The sequence below is a fragment of the Paraburkholderia antibiotica genome, from assembly GCF_012927125.1.
Classification (GTDB): domain Bacteria; phylum Pseudomonadota; class Gammaproteobacteria; order Burkholderiales; family Burkholderiaceae; genus Paraburkholderia; species Paraburkholderia antibiotica.
In genome coordinates, this window is sequence record NZ_JABBFZ010000004.1 from 138597 (window position 1) to 156294 (window position 17698).

At 65.3% G+C, this 17698-nt stretch carries 16 protein-coding genes; 11 read left to right on the forward strand and 5 right to left on the reverse strand.

Going from position 1 to position 17698, the window contains the following annotated elements:
• The first annotated feature begins 3 nt into the window (after window positions 1-3).
• Window positions 4-864 carry a LysR family transcriptional regulator gene (locus HHL14_RS09700; protein WP_169497385.1) on the forward strand — a complete coding sequence of 287 codons (861 nt, stop codon included), beginning with the start codon at window positions 4-6 and terminating at the stop codon, window positions 862-864.
• A gap of 117 nt (window positions 865-981) precedes the next feature.
• Here HHL14_RS09700 and HHL14_RS09705 read toward each other — a convergent pair whose 3' ends face one another.
• A complete protein-coding gene (locus HHL14_RS09705; protein ID WP_169497386.1) occupies window positions 982-1419 on the reverse strand; it encodes a carboxymuconolactone decarboxylase family protein in 438 nt (145 codons plus the stop codon).
• A gap of 293 nt (window positions 1420-1712) precedes the next feature.
• On the opposite strand from HHL14_RS09705, the gene HHL14_RS09710 reads away from it, so the two are divergent.
• Complete coding sequence (locus HHL14_RS09710; protein WP_169497387.1) at window positions 1713-2759, forward strand: NAD(P)/FAD-dependent oxidoreductase; 1047 nt, start codon at window positions 1713-1715, stop codon at window positions 2757-2759.
• Window positions 2760-3021: 262 nt separating this feature from the next.
• Here the strand turns inward: HHL14_RS09710 and HHL14_RS09715 are convergent, their stop codons facing one another.
• On the reverse strand, window positions 3022-3282 hold the full coding sequence (locus tag HHL14_RS09715; protein ID WP_169497388.1) for a hypothetical protein: 261 nt from the start codon (window positions 3280-3282) through the stop codon (window positions 3022-3024).
• Window positions 3283-3728: 446 nt separating this feature from the next.
• Between HHL14_RS09715 and HHL14_RS09720 the strand changes: the two genes are divergently transcribed.
• From HHL14_RS09720 to HHL14_RS09740, 5 genes are all read left to right on the forward strand, one after another.
• Entirely contained in the window at window positions 3729-5693 is a 1965-nt protein-coding gene (locus HHL14_RS09720; protein WP_169497389.1) for a PAS domain-containing hybrid sensor histidine kinase/response regulator, read from the forward strand.
• Between the two features lie 403 nt (window positions 5694-6096).
• The gene (locus HHL14_RS09725; protein ID WP_230412975.1) at window positions 6097-7365 is read left to right on the forward strand and encodes an acyl-CoA dehydrogenase; all 1269 of its coding nucleotides are present in this window, start codon (window positions 6097-6099) and stop codon (window positions 7363-7365) included.
• Between the two features lie 38 nt (window positions 7366-7403).
• Window positions 7404-8009 (forward strand): SAM-dependent methyltransferase, encoded by a 606-nt coding sequence (locus tag HHL14_RS09730; protein WP_169497390.1) that lies wholly within the window; start codon window positions 7404-7406, stop codon window positions 8007-8009.
• Window positions 8006-8659, forward strand: coding sequence for a glycosyltransferase (locus HHL14_RS09735; protein ID WP_169497391.1), 654 nt, complete (start codon window positions 8006-8008; stop codon window positions 8657-8659). Before HHL14_RS09730 ends, HHL14_RS09735 begins: the two co-directional genes overlap by 4 nt.
• Window positions 8660-8714: 55 nt before the next feature.
• On the forward strand, window positions 8715-9209 hold the full coding sequence (locus tag HHL14_RS09740) for a DUF421 domain-containing protein (RefSeq protein ID WP_169497392.1): 495 nt from the start codon (window positions 8715-8717) through the stop codon (window positions 9207-9209).
• 75 nt (window positions 9210-9284) lie between these two features.
• Here HHL14_RS09740 and HHL14_RS09745 read toward each other — a convergent pair whose 3' ends face one another.
• Window positions 9285-10682, reverse strand: a complete 1398-nt coding sequence (locus HHL14_RS09745; protein WP_169497393.1) for an MFS transporter — start codon at window positions 10680-10682, stop codon at window positions 9285-9287.
• A 254-nt stretch (window positions 10683-10936) separates the two neighbouring features.
• Between HHL14_RS09745 and HHL14_RS09750 the strand changes: the two genes are divergently transcribed.
• Entirely contained in the window at window positions 10937-11080 is a 144-nt protein-coding gene (locus tag HHL14_RS09750; RefSeq protein WP_169497394.1) for a hypothetical protein, read from the forward strand.
• A 146-nt stretch (window positions 11081-11226) separates the two neighbouring features.
• Here HHL14_RS09750 and HHL14_RS33530 read toward each other — a convergent pair whose 3' ends face one another.
• Entirely contained in the window at window positions 11227-11355 is a 129-nt protein-coding gene (locus HHL14_RS33530) for a hypothetical protein (protein WP_268966588.1), read from the reverse strand.
• 333 nt (window positions 11356-11688) lie between these two features.
• Between HHL14_RS33530 and mprF the strand changes: the two genes are divergently transcribed.
• Complete coding sequence (mprF, locus tag HHL14_RS09755) at window positions 11689-14280, forward strand: bifunctional lysylphosphatidylglycerol flippase/synthetase MprF (protein ID WP_169497395.1); 2592 nt, start codon at window positions 11689-11691, stop codon at window positions 14278-14280.
• Entirely contained in the window at window positions 14277-15542 is a 1266-nt protein-coding gene (locus HHL14_RS09760) for a virulence factor family protein (RefSeq protein ID WP_169497396.1), read from the forward strand. Before mprF ends, HHL14_RS09760 begins: the two co-directional genes overlap by 4 nt.
• Here HHL14_RS09760 and HHL14_RS09765 read toward each other — a convergent pair.
• Window positions 15539-15988: a hypothetical protein gene (locus tag HHL14_RS09765; protein ID WP_169497397.1), complete on the reverse strand. Its 450-nt coding sequence runs from the start codon at window positions 15986-15988 to the stop codon at window positions 15539-15541. The two genes, HHL14_RS09760 and HHL14_RS09765, sit on opposite strands and share 4 nt — an antisense overlap.
• A 26-nt stretch (window positions 15989-16014) precedes the next feature.
• On the opposite strand from HHL14_RS09765, the gene ilvA reads away from it, so the two are divergent.
• Window positions 16015-17580, forward strand: coding sequence for a threonine ammonia-lyase, biosynthetic (ilvA, locus tag HHL14_RS09770; protein ID WP_169497398.1), 1566 nt, complete (start codon window positions 16015-16017; stop codon window positions 17578-17580).
• The last annotated feature ends 118 nt before the right edge of the window (window positions 17581-17698 follow it).

Sequence of the window (17698 nt, forward strand, 5' to 3'; positions counted from 1 at the left end):
TGGATGCTCAATCCGATCTGGCTCAAGACCTTTTCGACCGTCGCGGCCTGCCACAGCTTCACCGAAGCGGGGCGGCGGCTCGATCTGACGCAGTCGAGCGTCAGCGAACATATCCGGCGCCTCGAACAGAGCGTCGGCCGGCGCCTGTTCGTGCGCGACACCCATTCGCTCGCGATGACCCCCGACGGCGAGGCGATGCTCGCGCACGCGAGCGTGATCCTGCAGGCACTGTCGCGCGCGGAATCGCAGTTTCGCGCGCCGCGCCTGAAGGGCCGCGTGCGGCTCGGCTCCTCCGACGACATCGCGCTCGGGCCGCTGCCGACCGTGCTCGCCGCGTTTCGCAACGCCCATCCGGATGTCGAACTGGAAATCACGATCGGCATGACCGGCAAGCTCTACGAACTGCTCGACGCCGGCGCGATCGATCTGCTGGTCGGCAAGCGCCGGCTCGGCGATCGCCGCGGCGTGCCACTCTTCACGGGGCGGCTCGAATGGCTCGCGCGCACCGGCACGCTCGTCGATCTGAGTCAGCCGCTGCCGCTGATCCTCGTCGCCGAGCCGAGCGTGACGCGCGCGGTGGTGCTCGATGCGCTCGCCGAGGCTGGCGCGAGCTGGCAGATCGTCTGTACGAGCAGCAGTCATTCGGGCTGCATCGCGGCCGCGCGCGGCGGTCTCGGCATTACCGTGCGGCCGCAGTATCTGTCCGCGCGCGGACTGACGTCGCCGTTGAATGCGGCCGCGTTGCCGGCGCTGCCGCCGGTGGAATTCATCGCGCTCGCGGCGAAGCGCCTGAGCCGACCGGCCGGCACGCTACTGCAGTTGCTGCATGAAAGCGATCTGCGCGGCTCGTGGGTCGGGGAGTGAGGCTGAAGAGCTGAGGCGGGAACGCGGGTTAGGAAAAGTGGGCCGAGAAGGGTGCGGCAATGGAAAAGCGGCACCGCGTTGCTTGCCGCCACCCAAACGGCTCACTTCATTTTCATCTCACGCCGGCATCTTGCGAAACGCAATCGCGAAGCGGTTCCATGCGTTGATCGCCGATACGAGCAGCGTCAGGTCGACCAGTTCTTCGTCGCTGAAATGCGGGCGCACCACCTGCCATATCGCGTCGGGCACGTGATCGTGCGAGACCAGCGTGACGGCTTCGGTCCATTCGAGCGCTGCGCGTTCGCGGTCCGTGAAAAATGGCGTTTCGCGCCACACGACGACGGTCGCGAGCCGCCGCTCGGTCTCGCCGCCTTTGCGCGCGTCGGTCGTGTGCATGTCGACGCAATACGCGCAGCCGTTGATCTGCGACGCGCGCAGCCGCACGAGTTCGGTCAGCGATTTTTCGAGCGCCGATTTGCCGATGCGTTCTTCGACGCCGAGTAGCGACTTGACTGCGGCGGGATTGGCTTTGTAGAAGTCGAGACGTTGTTCCATGATGGGCTCCTGGGTGGGTTCGTTGCAACGGGCAGGCCGTGCGGTAGTGGATAGGACAGACCTCAGCTTAGTCCTGCGAATGGCGCTTAAAAATGGCCGATTCCGGATATTTTCAGGTAACCACTTTCAAATACCGTGCGCACTCGCGAAGCATCCTTACCGCCGGCAATGGCATCGTTGCCGCGTGCGGGCCGATTCGGTATGGTGGCTTATCTATCGATCACGCATGGCTTGCCGCCTGTCCCCCATCGTTGATCGATCGTTCATCTAACGCCGCCACGGAGACCCTCACGATGACCACCACCGCCGACTCGCCCGCGGCCCCGATCCGCACCGATGTCCTGATCGTCGGCGCCGGTCCGGTCGGTCTTTTCGCGGCGTTCGAAGCCGGCGTGATCGGCCTCACGTGTCAGATCGTCGACGTGCTCGACAAGGTCGGCGGCCAATGCATCGAGCTGTATCCGGACAAGCCGATCTACGACATCCCCGCGATTCCGTCCTGCACCGCGCGCGAACTGGTCGAGCGGCTCGTCGCGCAATGCAAGCCGTTCGACGTGCCGATCCATCTCGAGCAACGCGTCGAAACGGTCGAGCAGCGCGACGACGGCCGCTGGACCGTGCGTACCCAGCGCGGCCTCGTGTTCGACGTCGCGGCGATTCTGCTCGCGGCCGGCAACGGCGCGTTCATGCCGCAAAAGCTGGCGCTTGCCGAGGCCGTGCCGTTGGAGAAACGTCATGTGCACTACAGCGTGCCGCGGCTTGCGGACTTCGCCGACAAGGTCGTGGTGGTCGCGGGCGGCGGCGATTCCGCGCTCGACTGGGCACTCGCGCTGCGGAAGGTCGCACGGCGCGTGACGCTCGTGCATCGGCGCGCCGGCTTCAGCGCGGCCGATTCGAGCGTTGAGTTGATGCGGCGCGCGGTCGAGGCGGGCGAGATGGACTTCGTGGTCGGCGCGATCGCGGGTCTCGACGTCGAGGACGGCGCACTGCGCTCGCTGACGCTGCGGCAGATCGACGGCGAGACACAACTCGAGGCCGAGCATCTGATTGCGCTGTATGGGCTCGTCGCCGATCTCGGTCCGCTCGCGCAATGGGGGCTGACGCTTCACGGCGGCCGCATCGATGTCGATACGTCGAACTATGAGAGTTCGCGGCCGGGCATCTTTGCGGTCGGCGATATCGCGAACTATCCGAACAAGCAAAAGCTGATTCTGTCGGGTTTTCACGAGGCATCGCTGGCGTTGCGCAAGGCCTACGCTTATGCGTATCCGGAGAAGAAACGCGTGCACGTGCATTCGAGTTACGACGCGAAGCTGGCCGAGAAGATCGCGGCGGGGTGAGGGGCGGGTCGGGGAAGCGTGCGTGAGTTGGCGTGACCAGGAGACGTGCCGCTTGCGATGAACGCGCTGGCCCGCTGCCAGGTTGTCGCGAACTGATGGAGGTCACGGGACGCTCACGCTTTCGAAGATACTGCGCGTGAACGACGTGCAGGTTCGTCGGCGTTCGCGAAGCGACTAAACGAAGATGCGGGTGCATGGGCCGGTAGCATCGGGCCGCTGTCAGTAGATGTTCTTCCGGCCCATGCAGCCCCGTGCGCCGACGTTATTTGCCGGCCGGTTGACTCGCGGCGGCCGCGGCGCTGGCCGCCTTGTCTTTCTTCTTCGCTTCATGATGGCCGATCGCGCAACCCGCGGCCGCGCCGGCAACGCCATGATGGCCGGCGACGTGGCCCGTGACGCCACCGACCGCCGCGCCTGTCGCGCAGCCCTCGGCCTGCGCGTTGCCGTGAACGAAGCCGAGGGTGGCGGCGAGAGCGAGCGGGGTGACGCAGTGTCGGGCGAATGTGGTGAATAGCTTTTTCAATTGAGCCTCCTTGATGCTGTAAAAGCGGCAGTAATGGAAGAACTGGAGGAAGAACTGAACCGGTAACCATCGAGCGATGCCGATACTGTCGGGAGAGGACTAGCAAATGCGAGGCCCGACGTTATAAGCTTTGCGCTTTGTTGGCGTCGGAAGTGCGGCGAGGTTGCGAGGCAGTGGCGGCGCAGTTGTGTAAAACGCGACGTGCTCCGGCGCAGTTCCGCGGTATCGAGCCGACCGCGTGCCGATAGTGTGCCGATTCGCGCGACGTTCCGTTGCGGCGAGCATGCATGCGCGGCTTCATGCACCGGCTACATAAAATACGCACGAAATACCCGCGAAAACACGAACACGAAGAGTGCATCGAGCGCGCCATCGATCATTCGATTCCATCCCCGCCGCCGGCCAGGCCCGGCGTTTGCTTGAGACCAGAACTTTACGTGCACGCCATGATCCAGTCCGACGTTCCTTCTTCAGACGAAAACGCCGCGTCCATCCCGATCCAGGCCGAGGCCGCGGAGACACCGCCCGTGCGCGTCGATTACTTGTCGCTCGTGCAGGCGATCAAGGACTACGCGATCTTTCTACTCGATGCGAGCGGTCATATCGTCAGCTGGAATGCCGGCGCGCAGAAGCTGAAGGGTTACGCGGCGCACGAGATCATCGGGCAGCACTTCTCGCGGTTCTATACCGAGGAGGCCGTCGCGCGCGGCTGGCCGACGTATGAGCTGGAGCAGGCCGCGCTGACCGGTCGTTTCGAGGACGAAGGCTGGCGCGTGCGCAAGGACGGCACGACGTTCTGGGCTAACGTGATCATCACCGCGGTGTACGACGAGGCCAGCAAGGTCACCGGCTTCGCGAAGATCACGCGCGATCTGACCGCGCAGCGTGAGTATCTCGAAGCGTTGCGGCAAAGCGAGGAGCGCTTCCGTCTGCTGGTCGATAGCGTGAAGGACTACGCGATCTTCATGCTCGATCCGCAAGGTTTCGTGATCAGCTGGAATTCGGGCGCGGCGCGCATCAAGGGCTATACGCACGACGAAATCGTTGGCCGTCATTTCTCGCTGTTCTACGTGCCGGAGGAGGCCGCGGCCGGCAAGCCGGCGCGCGAGCTTGCGATCGCGCGGCAGATCGGCACCGTCGAGGACGAAGGCTGGCGCGTGCGCAAGGACGGCACGACGTTCTGGGCCAACGTGATCATCACCGCGGTGTACGACGAGGCGCGGCAGTTGCGCGGTTTTGCGAAGGTCACGCGCGATCTGACCGAGCGGCGCCAACGCGAAGAACTCGAACGCTCCGGCGAGCGCATGCGCGAATTTCTCGCGACGCTCGCGCACGAGTTGCGCAATCCGCTTGCGCCCGTGCGCAACGCGGTCGGCGCGATGCAGATGGAAACCGGTCTGAGTCCGGTGCTGGCGCGAGCGCGCGATCTGATCGATCGCCAGGTCTCGCATCTGACGCGGCTCGTCGACGATCTGCTCGACATCGGCCGCATCATGTCCGACAAGGTCGAGCTGCGCATTTCGCGGGTCGATCTCGCCGAGCTCGTCGAGCGCGCGATCGAAGCAGCGCGACCCTTCACCGACGCGCGCGAGCAGAATGTGATCGCGCACGTGCCGGCCGAGCCGGTGATCATTCGCGGCGACCTGACACGGCTCGTGCAGGTGCTGCAGAACCTGTTGCACAACGCGTCGAAGTTTTCGCCGCCGGGCAGCGTGATCGACGTGCTGGGGCGCGTCGACTTCCGCATGGCCGTGCTCGAAGTGCGCGACGCCGGTTGCGGTATTCCGGTGCGCTCGCTCGACAAGATCTTCGAGCTGTTCGCACAGGAAAAGGAAAACCAGGGGCTCGGCGAAGGCGGTTTGGGCATCGGGCTCACGCTGTGCAAGTCGCTGATCGAAATGCATGGCGGCAGCATCGTCGCGAGTAGCGAGGGGCCGGGGCTCGGCAGCACCTTCACGCTGAGCCTGCCGCTGGCGTCGGCGCAAGTCGAGGTCGTCGAGGACGTGACGGGCGCGGCTGCGCCCGAGATCCAGCCGTTGCGGGTTCTGCTCGTCGACGACAATCACGATTCGGCCGACAGCCTCGCGATGCTGCTCGAACTGAAGGGGCACGACGTGCGCATCGCGTACGGCGGCGAGCAGGCGCTGCAGATCGCGCCGCGTTTCGCGCCGCATCTCGCGTTGATCGACCTCGCGATGCCGAAGATGGACGGCTATGCAACGCTCGCCGCGATGCGCGCGATGCCCGAACTGGCCCGCACGATGTACGCGGCGATGACGGGCTTCGGTCATGCCAGCGATTTCGATCGCACGCGCGCGGTGGGATTTCACTCGCATCTGGTGAAGCCGGTGGAGATGGCGGTGCTCGATACGTTGCTCGCGCAGGCGGATGCGAGGCTGGGTGGGGGGTGACGGTAGTGGGTGACATTAACTGCTGCGGTGTTGCGGTGCTGTGCGATGTGGTGGAGTGCGTGAGATGCTCCGCTGCGAGTCGAGCGCCTCGCATTGATTAGTCTTCGCTTTGGCTTGTGCTTGCGCGTTGGAATTTTCTTTCCGGTCATACGCGCGTTCTCGCGCAGATTCCTTCGGCTGTTATACAGATCGCTTCATGGGCTGCTTCATAGGCCGCTTCATCGGCGATCTCCTGGACCGCCTGGTCTCCGCTTCTATTCCCTTCCAGCACACACCGTAATACGCGTTGCGTTTCCCGCTCGTTCCTTCGTCCGCTGCGGCACGCTGCTTGCTGTGATCGTGCATACGTTCAGGCCCGCCGTGTCACGGCGCGCGGCCACTCGAACCGGTGCAGGGAGGCACGATGCTCGACACGCGCGATCACGCAGCCCGTTTCAAGGCCCAATCAGGGCAACACTCGCGGCAATCCCCGCGCGAACCCGCTCGTCGCAAATCAGGCACGCGTGACCACGCGCGAGCGCCTCGGCACAGCGCCACCTCTCTCGAAGACTTTCTGCGCGACGCGCATTTCGATCCGAACGATCCGGCCGCACTCGGTGAGTTGTTCGCCGCCTTGATCGAGCGTGGCGACGATCGCGCGCCGCGCATGCCGTTGCCGGGCCAGGGCCAGACGCTGAGCCGCTGGCGCGCGCTGGCCGCCGTGGCCGCTCGCGATCTGGGGCTTGTCAAACTGTTCGAAGGCCATACCGACGCGCTGGCGATTCTCGCCGAGTTGCAGGGCCCGACACCGCCCGAAGGAAGCCGTTGGGCCGTGTGGGCTGCCGAGGCGTCGGACGCACGGCTGCGGGTAGAGACGCAAAAAACGCGGCAAGGAATACGAGAAGGAACACAACAAGGAATCCGAACCATTGAAGCAGCCCGCGAACCGATCTGCCTGAGCGGCACGAAAGCATGGTGTTCGGGCGCCCAGTCCGTCACTCATGCACTCGTTACCGCGTGGCTCGACGACACGCCGGTGCTGGCGGCCGTCGCGATGGACCAGCCGTCGATCTCGATCGATACGTCGACATGGCAGGCCGTCGGCATGCAGGCGACCGCGAGTGCCGACGTCACGTTCGACGCCGCCGCCGCGACGCTCGTCGGTGCGCCCAACGCATATCTGCGCCGGGCCGGCTTCTGGCAGGGCGGTGCCGGCATCGCCGCGTGCTGGTACGGCGCGGCCGCGCAGATCGGCCACCGCTTGCGCGACGCGTGCGCGCAGCGCGCCGATGCGTATCGTCTCGCGCACCTCGGCGCAATTGATGTCGCGTTGCAGTCCGCCGCCGCGGTGCTGCGCGAAGCGGCCGCATGGATCGACGCGCATCCGGGCGCCGATGCGCAAGCCGTCGCGCTGCGTGCACGACTGGTCATCGAGGATGCCGCGACCACCGTGATGCGACACGCGACGCGCGCGCTCGGCGCAGGGCCGTTGTGTCGCGATGCCCGTTTCGCGCGTGCGCTCGCGGATCTGCCGGTATTTCTGCGTCAAAGCCATGCGGAACGCGATCTCGCAGCGCTCGGCGAGCGACTCGTCGCGACCGCTGGCAGCGCTTTGGAACAGGCGGCCGAGCCCACATCGAATCGCGCGGCCATGCATGCCGACACATCGGCCGACACGCTATGGACGCTATGACGTTTCCCTCACGAGCATTTGCCAGGAAGGTCGCTGAGATGAACCCGACGATGCTGTACTTCGACGAACTCTATCGCCGCAGCGACGACCCGTGGCGCTTGCGCGAGGGCTGGTACGAACGTCGCAAGCGTTCGCTGACGCTCGCGCTGCTGCCGAGGCCGCGCTATCGCAACGCGTTCGAACCGGGCTGCGCGAACGGCGAGTTGACGGCCGAACTCGCGAAGCGTTGCGACGTGCTGCTCGCCGCCGATCTGCACGCGCGAGCGGTGACGTTGACGCGCGAGCGCGTGGCGCAGGCTGAGCACGTGCGCGTCGAGCAACGTACGGTGCCGCGCGAATGGCCGACCGACGCCGGGCCGTTCGATCTGATCGTCATCAGCGAATTCGCGTATTACCTCGACGCGGCCGAGCTCGAAACGCTGGCCGCGCGGATCGCCGCGTCGCTGACTACCGACGGCACGTTGCTCGCGTGTCACTGGCGTCGACCGTTCGCCGAAGCGCGCGAATCGGCTGACCGCGCGCACGCGCTTTTCGATGCGCGCTGCGGTCTCGCGCGGCTCGCGCATCACGATGAAGCCGATCTGCTGATCGACGTATGGTCGCGCGATCCGCGTTCGGTCGCGCAACGGGAGGGACTTCTATGATCGGCGTGATCGTTCCCGCGCATAACGAGGAGGCCTCGATTGCGCGTTGCCTCGCGGCGCTGCTCGACGCGTCGCGGCACGAAGGACTCGCGGGCGAAGCGGTGCGGATCGTCGTCGCGCTCGATGCGTGCAGCGATTTTTCCGCCGCGATCGCGCGGGCTTACGGCGTGCAGACGCTAACGCTGAAAGCGCGCAACGTCGGCATCGCCCGTGCGCTCGGCGCATCGTTGCTGCTCGCGCAGGGCGCGCGCTGGCTCGCGTTTACCGATGCCGATAGCCGCGTGTCGCCCGGCTGGCTCGCCGCGCAACTCGCGCTCGACGCCGACGCGGTCTGCGGCTCGATCGCCGTCGACGACTGGAGCGCGCATCCGCACAGCGTGCGCGAATATTTCCGCAAGACCTACGTGGACGCCGACGGACATCGTCATGTGCATGGCGCGAATCTCGGCGTGTCGGCGCAGGCGTACCGGCGCGCGGGCGGTTTTCCGCCGCTCAGGTGCAGCGAGGACGTGGCGCTCGTCGATCGTCTGATCGCGAGCGGCGCGCGCATCGCGTGGAGCGCCGCGCCGCGCGTGATCACCAGCGCGCGCACCGCGGCCCGCGTGCGCGGCGGCTTCGGCGACACGCTGCTCGCGTGGGCGGCGAGCTAGCGCGCGAGGTCGGGCTCGGGCGTCATCGACAGTGGCATGCCGCGAGGAGGACACGATGATGGATGCGATCTTCGTTCTGTTCGGCCAAGGCAGAACGCTCGATCCGTTGCAGATGGCCTTGCGCTCGATCGCCGTCTTCGTGATCGCGCTGGTGCTGATCCGCGTGTCGGGGCGGCGCTCGTTCGGACAGCGCTCGCCGTTCGATTCGGTGGTCGTGATCCTGCTCGGCGCGACGCTGAGCCGCGCGATCGTTGGGGCGTCGCCGTTCATTGCGACGGTGGCCGCGTCGTTCGTGATCGTCGCGTGTCACCGGATGCTCGCGTGGGCCTGCATGCGCTCGCGGCGTTTCGAAGTGCTGGTGGGTGGCGTCGAGCGTGAAGTGTTCAGCGATGGCGCGTTCAACGCGCGCGAAATGCGCGCGGCGCTGGTCACGCGTACCGATATCGAGGAAACGGTGCGACAGAAAACCGGCTCGCGTTCGCTGGATAACGTCGCCGCCGCGATTCTCGAGCGCAATGGCGAGGTGAGCGTGATCCGCAAACGCGCGTGAGCGTGCCGAGCCGTGCGGGGTGGGTGACGGCCACGGTCTGAACGGTATGACGTTGTTCCCCGCGCTGATCGCTAGCTAGCCGCGCACGCCCCGCGAAATCTCTTCGCCCGCGCCACGCGGCAAACGCAGCGTGACCGGAATCGACGCAAACGAGCACAGCCCGACCACGAGGAACGCCGGCCAGAAATCCGACCACATGATGCTCGGATGCCCGTTCAGCAGGCGCGCGATCTGCAGCACGATCCCGCCGACCGTCACGCCGAGACCGAGCGACATCTGTTGCACGACGCTGCCGAGGCTGGTCGCGCGGCCGACGTCGCGACTCGCGATCTCCGCATAGGTCAGCGAATTGAGGCTGGTGAACTGCAGCGCCGGGAAAAAGCCGCCGAGCAGCACGACGACCCAGATGATCCACGTCGGCGTATGCGGGAAAAACAGCCCGCACGCGGCGATCGCGATGCCCGACAGCGCCGCGTTGAACACCAGCACCTGGCGAAAACCGAAACGGCGCAGCACGGAGGAGGCGATCGTGCGCATGAACATGCCGCCGAACGCGGACGCGCAGGTGATCAGCCCGGATTGAAACGCGCTCATGCCGTGGCCTTCCTGCAGCAGCAGCGGCAGTAGAAACGGCAGCGCGCCGAGACCAATCCGGAACAGCGAGCCGCCGAGCACGCTCGCCTGGAACGTCGGCACCTTGAAGAAGCGCAGATCGAGCAGCGGCAGCGCGGCCCGCTGCGCGTAGACGACGTAGAGCGCGAGCAGTACCGCGCCGACCGCGCACATGCCGAACGCGTCCATGTTGGAAATCAGTTCGCCACCGATCAGCGACAACCCGAGCAACAGCAGCACCGCGCCGGCCGCCGACAACAGGAAACCGATCCAGTCGAGCGGGCCGGGGTCCGGTTCGCGCGTGTTGGCGATATAGCGATTGGTCAGATAAATGCCGAGGATGCCGATCGGCACGTTGATGAAGAAAATCAGCCGCCAGTGCAGATAGGTGGTGATGAAGCCGCCGAGCAGCGGGCCGGCGGCCGGGCCGAGCATCGCGGGGACACTCAGATAATTCATCGCGCGGATGAAGTCGGCTTTCTCGACCACGCGAAAAATGATGATCCGTCCGACCGGCACCATCATCGCGCCGCCGACGCCCTGAATGAAACGCGCGACCGTGAAGGTGGCGAGCGAATTCGACGCGGCGCACAACAGCGAACCCGTCACGAAGATGCCGATCGCGGTGCGAAACACCGTGCGCGCGCCGAATTTGTCGGCGAGCCAGCCGCACACCGGGATAAACACGCCGAGACCGAGCACGTAGCTCGTCACCGCGATCTTCAGCGTGACCGGATCGCGCCCGAAATCGCGCGCCATCGCCGGCAGCGCGGTGACGATCACGTTCGCGTCGACGCTTTCCATGAACATCGCGCACGCGACGATAAGGGGCGCAATCAGGGCTTTCTGAACGGCAGTCATGACGGCGAAGTCTGCGGCGGGGTGTCGCAGGCAAAGGGGGCATTATTGCACCTGTACGGTGCGGGTTGTTAACACCGACGCCGTTCGATGCCGCCCGTTGACGATTCCTTGAAATCGAAGCCAGGGAAATTGGGGCTCGCGATGGGGCTCACGTCCCCTGGAACGTTAATTTTTGTTGCAGTGCGCCATAAGAGGTCTATAATCGGGTTATTGCTTAGGTATAAACCCTAGTTACCCGAATTAAGGAACCTGCCATGAACACCGCATCGAACGTCGTCCGTTCCACTCCCGCTGCCACCACGCTGTTCGGCAAGCTGCGCGCGCTGGCGCTGCATGCGCTGAACCTGCACCTGCAAAACTGCGCCGTGATCGCAGAAGCGCATCGCCGCCCGCAGTAAGCGCGCCGGGAACCGGCTGGAGGCCGCCCAGCTTTAACCGGCCTCGCCGTCAGACATGATGCCCGCTCCCGTAGCGGGCATCGTGCTTTCTGGCCCGTCGTTTTTTCGCGGATAGCCTCACGGGTCTCTCGGACCTTATGGTCAGATTATTCGCCGGCGTGCGAGGTCACCTTGCCCATCCGGGTCGCTCGCATCGACAGCGCGCTGATTCCCAGCACCAGCGACATCAGCCCGACCAGATAAACCCCCGCCATCAGCCAATCCTGATCAGCCATCGTCATTTTCCTTCAGGTTTCAGACCAACCATCGCGCGGTGCGGCATGCGGGGCGCTGCCAGCCACGCCGCGCGCCCCGCACCTCCTGTTACATCGCGCTCCTGATCCTGATTACGGCAGGCGAGTGCGGATCTTGATCCGCGAAACACCCGGGGAAGCATTACAATCGCGTCCCTTTTGGCGCTTGCCGCACAAGCCAACCGACAGCGAAATGACTAATGCTGTCAACCTTTTGCACGCTTTGCCGTTATCACTTTGTAATCGCCATCACCGGCGAGATCGCGCGTGACGACCCGTCGCCCGCGATTGCTCCTCGCAAGGCCTGCATTGACCATGTCTCATCGACTTCAACACCGGTTCGGGCGCCTCGGCGCACTGCTCGGCCGTGCATCGAAAGCGCTTGGCAGCCGGGGACTCCTGTCGCCCGTGCTGGCGCTCGTCATTTGCGGGCTGCTGCTGGTCGTGCTGCAGCATCTGTCGGAAGCGGTCGACTACCGCTCGGTGATCCGCGAGCTGCGCAATCTGTCGGCGCGCGAGTGGATCGGCGCGCTCGGCGCGACCGCGCTCAGCTACGTCGCGCTGGTCGGGCGCGACGCGGTCGGCCTGCGCTATCTCGGCACGAGCGTGCCGCGCGCGGCGCTGTGGGTCGGCGCGACCGCGGGCTCCGCGCTCGGCAATGCGACCGGCTTCGGCGCGTTGACCGGCGGGGCGGTGCGCGCGCGCGTCTACGGCGTCGCCAATATCACGCCCGCGCAGATCGGCCGCATGACGGTGTTTACGAGCGTTTCGCTGGCGCTCGCGCTGGTGCTGATGAGCGCGCTCGGGATGGTCTGCATGGCCGACCAGCTCGCGCCGATGCTGCGTCTGTCGCCGCTCGCGCTGCGCTGGGGCGGGGCGGCGCTCCTCGTTGCGTTGGCGCTCGCCGCGGCTGCGTGCCGTCGCGAGACGCGGCCGGTGCGCACGCGTTGGCAATGGCTGTCGTTCGATATCCCCGCGCGCCGCGATCTGCTCGCCCAGGTCGCGCTGGCGGTGCTCGACGTGGTCGCCGCGGGGCTCGCGCTGTGGGCGCTGCTGCCGCACGCGAACGTGAGTTTTATCGGTTTCATCACCGTCTATGCGGCCGCGATGCTGCTCGGCCTGATTGGCCATACGCCCGGCGGCGTCGGCGTATTCGAGGCGGCGATGGTGTTTACCCTGAGCGGCAGTGTGCAGATGCATCAGATGGTCGCCGCGCTGCTCGCGTATCGCGCGATCTATTTCGGCGTGCCGTTGATCGTCTCGGCCGCGCTGCTGGCGGGTTTCGAAGGCCGTGTGCTGAAAAGCCGGCTGTCGATGCTGCAGGCCGAGCGCGCGTCGGAGCTCGCGCCGCTGTTTCTGAGTCTCGTCACCTTCGTGGTCGGCGGCATGCTGGTGATTTCGAGCGCGACGCCCGCGTTCTGGCAACGCATTCATATCCTGCGCGATCTGGTGCCGCTGTGGGTGCTCGAAAGCTCGCAGATGCTGTGCAGCGTGCTCGGCGTGCTGTTGCTGTTCGTCGCGCGCGGTCTGCTGCGACGGCTCGACGCCGCATGGTGGATGACGCTCGCGCTCACGGTGCTGAGCCTCGCGTTGTCGCTGACCAAGGGGCTCGCGTTCGTCGAGGCCGGCGTGCTCAGCACGCTGATCGTGCTGCTGCTGGCGACGCGCAAGCGCTTCAACCGTCATTCGTCGCTGTTCGCCGAGCGCTTCACCGCGGGCTGGCTCGTGTCGGTGGCGATGGTGCTGATGCTGGCGACGTGGGTCATGCTGTTTGCGTTCCGCGACGTGCCGTACACGCGCGACCTGTGGTGGCAATTCGCGTTCGACGAGCGCGCGCCGCGTGCGCTGCGCGCGACGCTGGCCGCGAGCCTGTTCGCCGCGACGTTTTCGTTCTGGCAGTTGCTGCGTCCGGCACCGGGCCGTTTCGTCAAGCCCGCGCCCGAGGATCTGCGCGACGCCGCGCGTATCGTGCGCGCGCAGGAGCGCAGCGATGCCGGTCTCGCGCTGATGGGCGACAAGAGCTTCCTGTTCTCGGAGTCGCGCAAGGCCTTCCTGATGTACGCGAAGTACGGTCGCACGTGGGCCGCGCTGCACGATCCGGTCGGGCCGCGCGAAGAGTGGGCCGCGCTGATCAGCAAGTTCGTCGCGCTTGCGCATCAGCACGGCGGCCGCGCGGCGTTCTACCAGGTGCGCGCGAATGCGCTGCCGCTCTATCTCGACGCCGGTCTCACGCTGATGAAGCTCGGCGAGGAAGCGCACGTCGTGCTCGACGACTTCGATCTGAAAGGCTCGCATCGTGCGCATCTGCGTTATGCGTTAAAGCGCGGCGAGCGCGACGGCTTCACGGTCGAGGTGATCGATCAGCCGAACGTGCCGGCTTCGCTCGAAACGCTGCGCGAGATTTCCGACGGCTGGCTCGATAGCCGCGACGCGCGCGAGAAGAGCTTTTCGGTGGCGGCATTCCATGACGAATACCTCGCCGCGCAATCGGTGATGCTGGTGCGCCAGAACGGCGAACCGGCCGCGTTCGTGACCTTCATGACGACCGATCTGAATACCGAGGCGACCGTCGGCGTGATGCGTCATGTCGAAAGCGCGTCGTCTTACGCGATGGAATATCTGTTCACGCAGCTCGCGCTGCATCTGAAACAGGCGGGTTTCCGCTCGCTGAGTCTCGGCATTGCGCCGCTCTCCGGCGTGCAACCGACGCCGCTCGCGTCGCGCTGGCATCGGCTGGCCGGCATCGTGTGGCGCTTCGGCGGCCGCTTTTATAACTTCCGCGGACTGCGTGCTTTCAAGAGCAAATTCCAGCCGCACTGGGAGCCGCGATATCTCGCGGCATCCGGTTCCGGCGTGTTCTTCACGCTCGCGGACCTGTCGCTGCTGGCAGGAGGCCGGCGTTCATGACATTGCATCCGTTGTTCCGACTCGCCATGGCGGCGAGCGTACTGAGCTGCGGCGCGCTCGCGCACGCAACCACCACCACCGTATCCGGCGGCCAATATGGCGACGTGCGGGTCACCGAGCCCGTCGGCCCGCTGCGCGGCTTCGTCGTGCTGTATTCGCAGGCAAGCGGCTGGAGCGAGGCCGACCAGAAGAGTGCCGATGCGCTCGCGAAGTCCGGCGCGTTGACGGTCGGTGTCGATACCGCGCGCTACGCGGCGAACCTCAAGGCGAAGAAGGAAACCTGCCATCAACTGGTTGGCGATGCCGAGGCGTTGAGCCATCAGCTCGAACGGCAATCGCAGTCGAGCCACTATTTCGCGCCGATCGTGGTCGGTACGGGGCAGGGTGCGACGCTCGCGATGCACGTGCTCGAGCAGGCGCCGTCCAATACGATCGCCGGCGCGGTGTCGGTCGATGCCGAGCCCACGCTCGATGCGCGTTTCCATCCGTGTGCGCCGGACCCGACCGTGATCCGCGACAAGGTGCCGGGTTTCGTCGAAAAGGCCAGTACCGGCACGGCCGATCGCGCGCGTCTCGTGGCGCTCGTGACCCCGCATCTGCAATCGGTGTCGACGAAGGACGACGACGTGTCCGACCTGCCGCTGATCGAATTGCCGGCCGCGCATCCGAACGGCCTGATGGCGATTGTGATTTCCGGCGACGGTGGCTGGCGCGATCTCGACAAGACGATCGCGCAGGCGTTGCAGAAGGACGGCGTCTCGGTGGTCGGTTGGGACAGCCTGCGTTATTTCTGGAGCGAGAAGCCGCCCGCGCAAACCAGCCGCGATCTCGCGCGGGTGATGCAGACCTACGGCGCGCGCTGGCACGCGGAGCATATCGCGCTGATCGGCTATTCGTTCGGCGCCGATGTGATGCCGTTCGCCTATAACCGCCTGCCCGCGGAGCAGCGCGCGAAGGTGTCGCTGATCTCGCTGCTCGGCTTTGCGCCCGATGCCGACTTCCAGGTCCGCGTCGGCGGCTGGCTCGGCATGCCCGCAAGCGACAAGGCGCTGAAGGTCCGACCGGAGTTGGCACACGTGCCGCCGGCGATGGTGCAATGCTTCTACGGCGCGAGCGAAACGGACACGCTGTGCCCGGCGCTCGAGAAGACCGGCGTCGAAGTGATCCGCACGTCGGGCGATCATCACTTTGGCCGCGACTACAATGCGCTCGAACGACGGATTCTCGCGGCGTTCAGGAAGCAGAGTGGCGTGCGGGATTAAGCGCTGCGATGGCGGGATGAGCGGGGCGCGCCGTTGCTGGCGCGCCCCGTTTCTTTGGATGCGGAGGAAAAACGTGGATACGAAAACCGCTTAGGATGGCTGATGAATTTCGGGGAAAACGCAAGCGGTACGAGTTTGCCGTGGCATGAAACCTTCTTGCCGAAAGCCGATTCCCTGGTCTCACGCAGGCATGTCGGCAGTCTGAGAGGACATGCGAGCGGGGATTGACAAAGCTCGCCAAGTCGACGATGATCGCCTGCATGAACTGCCTCGACATCCGTATTGCGCTGATTATTAGCATCATTCATCGAATGGTGGGTTAGCGCACGTCGGCTTGCAGTGACTAAAAACCCGCCAAACGAGGCGGGTTTTTTTATGTCCGCTTTCAGGTCTATGCCTGCCTCCTGGCGAACTTGCTGCCGATCGCAGCCGATTCGTTGTTGCATCGTATGTTGCCACCCAGGAGCTTGCCTTGCTGTTGACCGAACTCGAACAGGCCGCCGCCGAGCGCGTCGCGCTGTCTCACGATTACCTGAAAAAGACCCTGACCGCGCGCGTCTACGACGTGGCGCGCGAGACTGAACTCGAACGCGCGCCGAACCTGTCGGCGCGGCTGCGCAATCCGGTGTACCTGAAGCGCGAGGACAACCAGCCGGTGTTCTCATTCAAGCTGCGCGGCGCGTACAACAAGATGGCGCACATCCCGGCCGATGCGCTCGCGCGTGGCGTGATCACCGCGTCGGCGGGCAATCATGCGCAGGGTGTGGCGCTGTCGGCGGCAAGGATGGGCGTGAAGGCGATCATCGTCGTGCCGGTCACGACGCCACAGGTGAAGGTCGACGCAATCCGCACGCATGGCGGGCCGACCGTCGAAGTCGTGCAGTCCGGCGAGTCGTATAGCGACGCGTATGCGCATGCGGTCAAACTGCAGGAAGAGCGCGGCCTGACCTTCGTGCATCCTTTTGACGACCCTTATGTGATCGCCGGTCAGGGCACGGTGGCGATGGAAATCCTCAGCCAGCACCAGGGGCCGATTCACGCGATATTCGTGCCGATCGGCGGCGGCGGTCTTGCGGCAGGTGTTGCGGCTTACGTGAAATCAGTGCGCCCCGAGATCAAGGTGATCGGCGTGCAGACTGATGACTCCTGTGCGATGGCCGCTTCGTTGAAAGCGGGCGAACGCGTTACTTTGAACGAAGTGGGTCTCTTCTCCGACGGCACCGCGGTGAAACTGGTCGGCGAAGAAACCTTCCGTCTGTGCAGCGAGTATCTCGACGACGTGCTGCTCGTGAACACGGACGCGCTGTGCGCCGCGATCAAGGATGTGTTCCAGGACACGCGTAGCGTGCTGGAGCCGGCAGGTTCCCTGGCAGTCGCTGGCCTGAAGCAGTACGCCGAGCGCGAAGGCATCGAGAACCAGACGCTGATCGCGATCACGTCGGGCGCGAACATGAACTTCGACCGCATGCGCTTTGTCGCCGAGCGCGCGGAAGTGGGTGAAGCGCGCGAAGCGGTGTTCGCGGTGACGATCCCCGAAGAGCGCGGCAGCTTCAGGCGCTTCTGCGAACTGGTCGGCACCCGCAGCGTCACCGAATTCAACTACCGGATCGCGGACGCGAACTCCGCGCATATCTTCGTCGGCGTGCAGATCCGCAATCGCAGCGAATCCGCGCAGATCGCGGGCGCGTTCGAAGCGCACGGTTTCGCGACCGTCGATCTGACCTTCGACGAACTGTCGAAGCAGCACATCCGCTACATGGTCGGCGGCCGCTCGCCGCTCGCGCACGACGAACGCCTGTTCCGCTTCGAGTTTCCGGAGCGGCCAGGCGCGCTGATGAAGTTCCTGTCGTCGATGGCGCCGAACTGGAACATCAGCCTGTTCCACTACCGCAACCAGGGCGCGGACTACAGCTCGATTCTGGTCGGCATCCAGGTGCCGGAGAGCGAGAACGCGGCGTTCGAGCGCTTCCTCGCGACACTCGGTTATCCGTACTGGGAAGAGACGAAAAATCCTGTCTATCGACTGTTTCTTGGCTAGTTGAAGCGCGTTGAGACGGCGCGAGGAGATCGGGGTTTACCTGAGGTAGGTCAAATAACGGCAGGATTGATCACGCTTCGCCACGATCGCCGGAAAGCCCCGTCCGACTTGAGTCTCA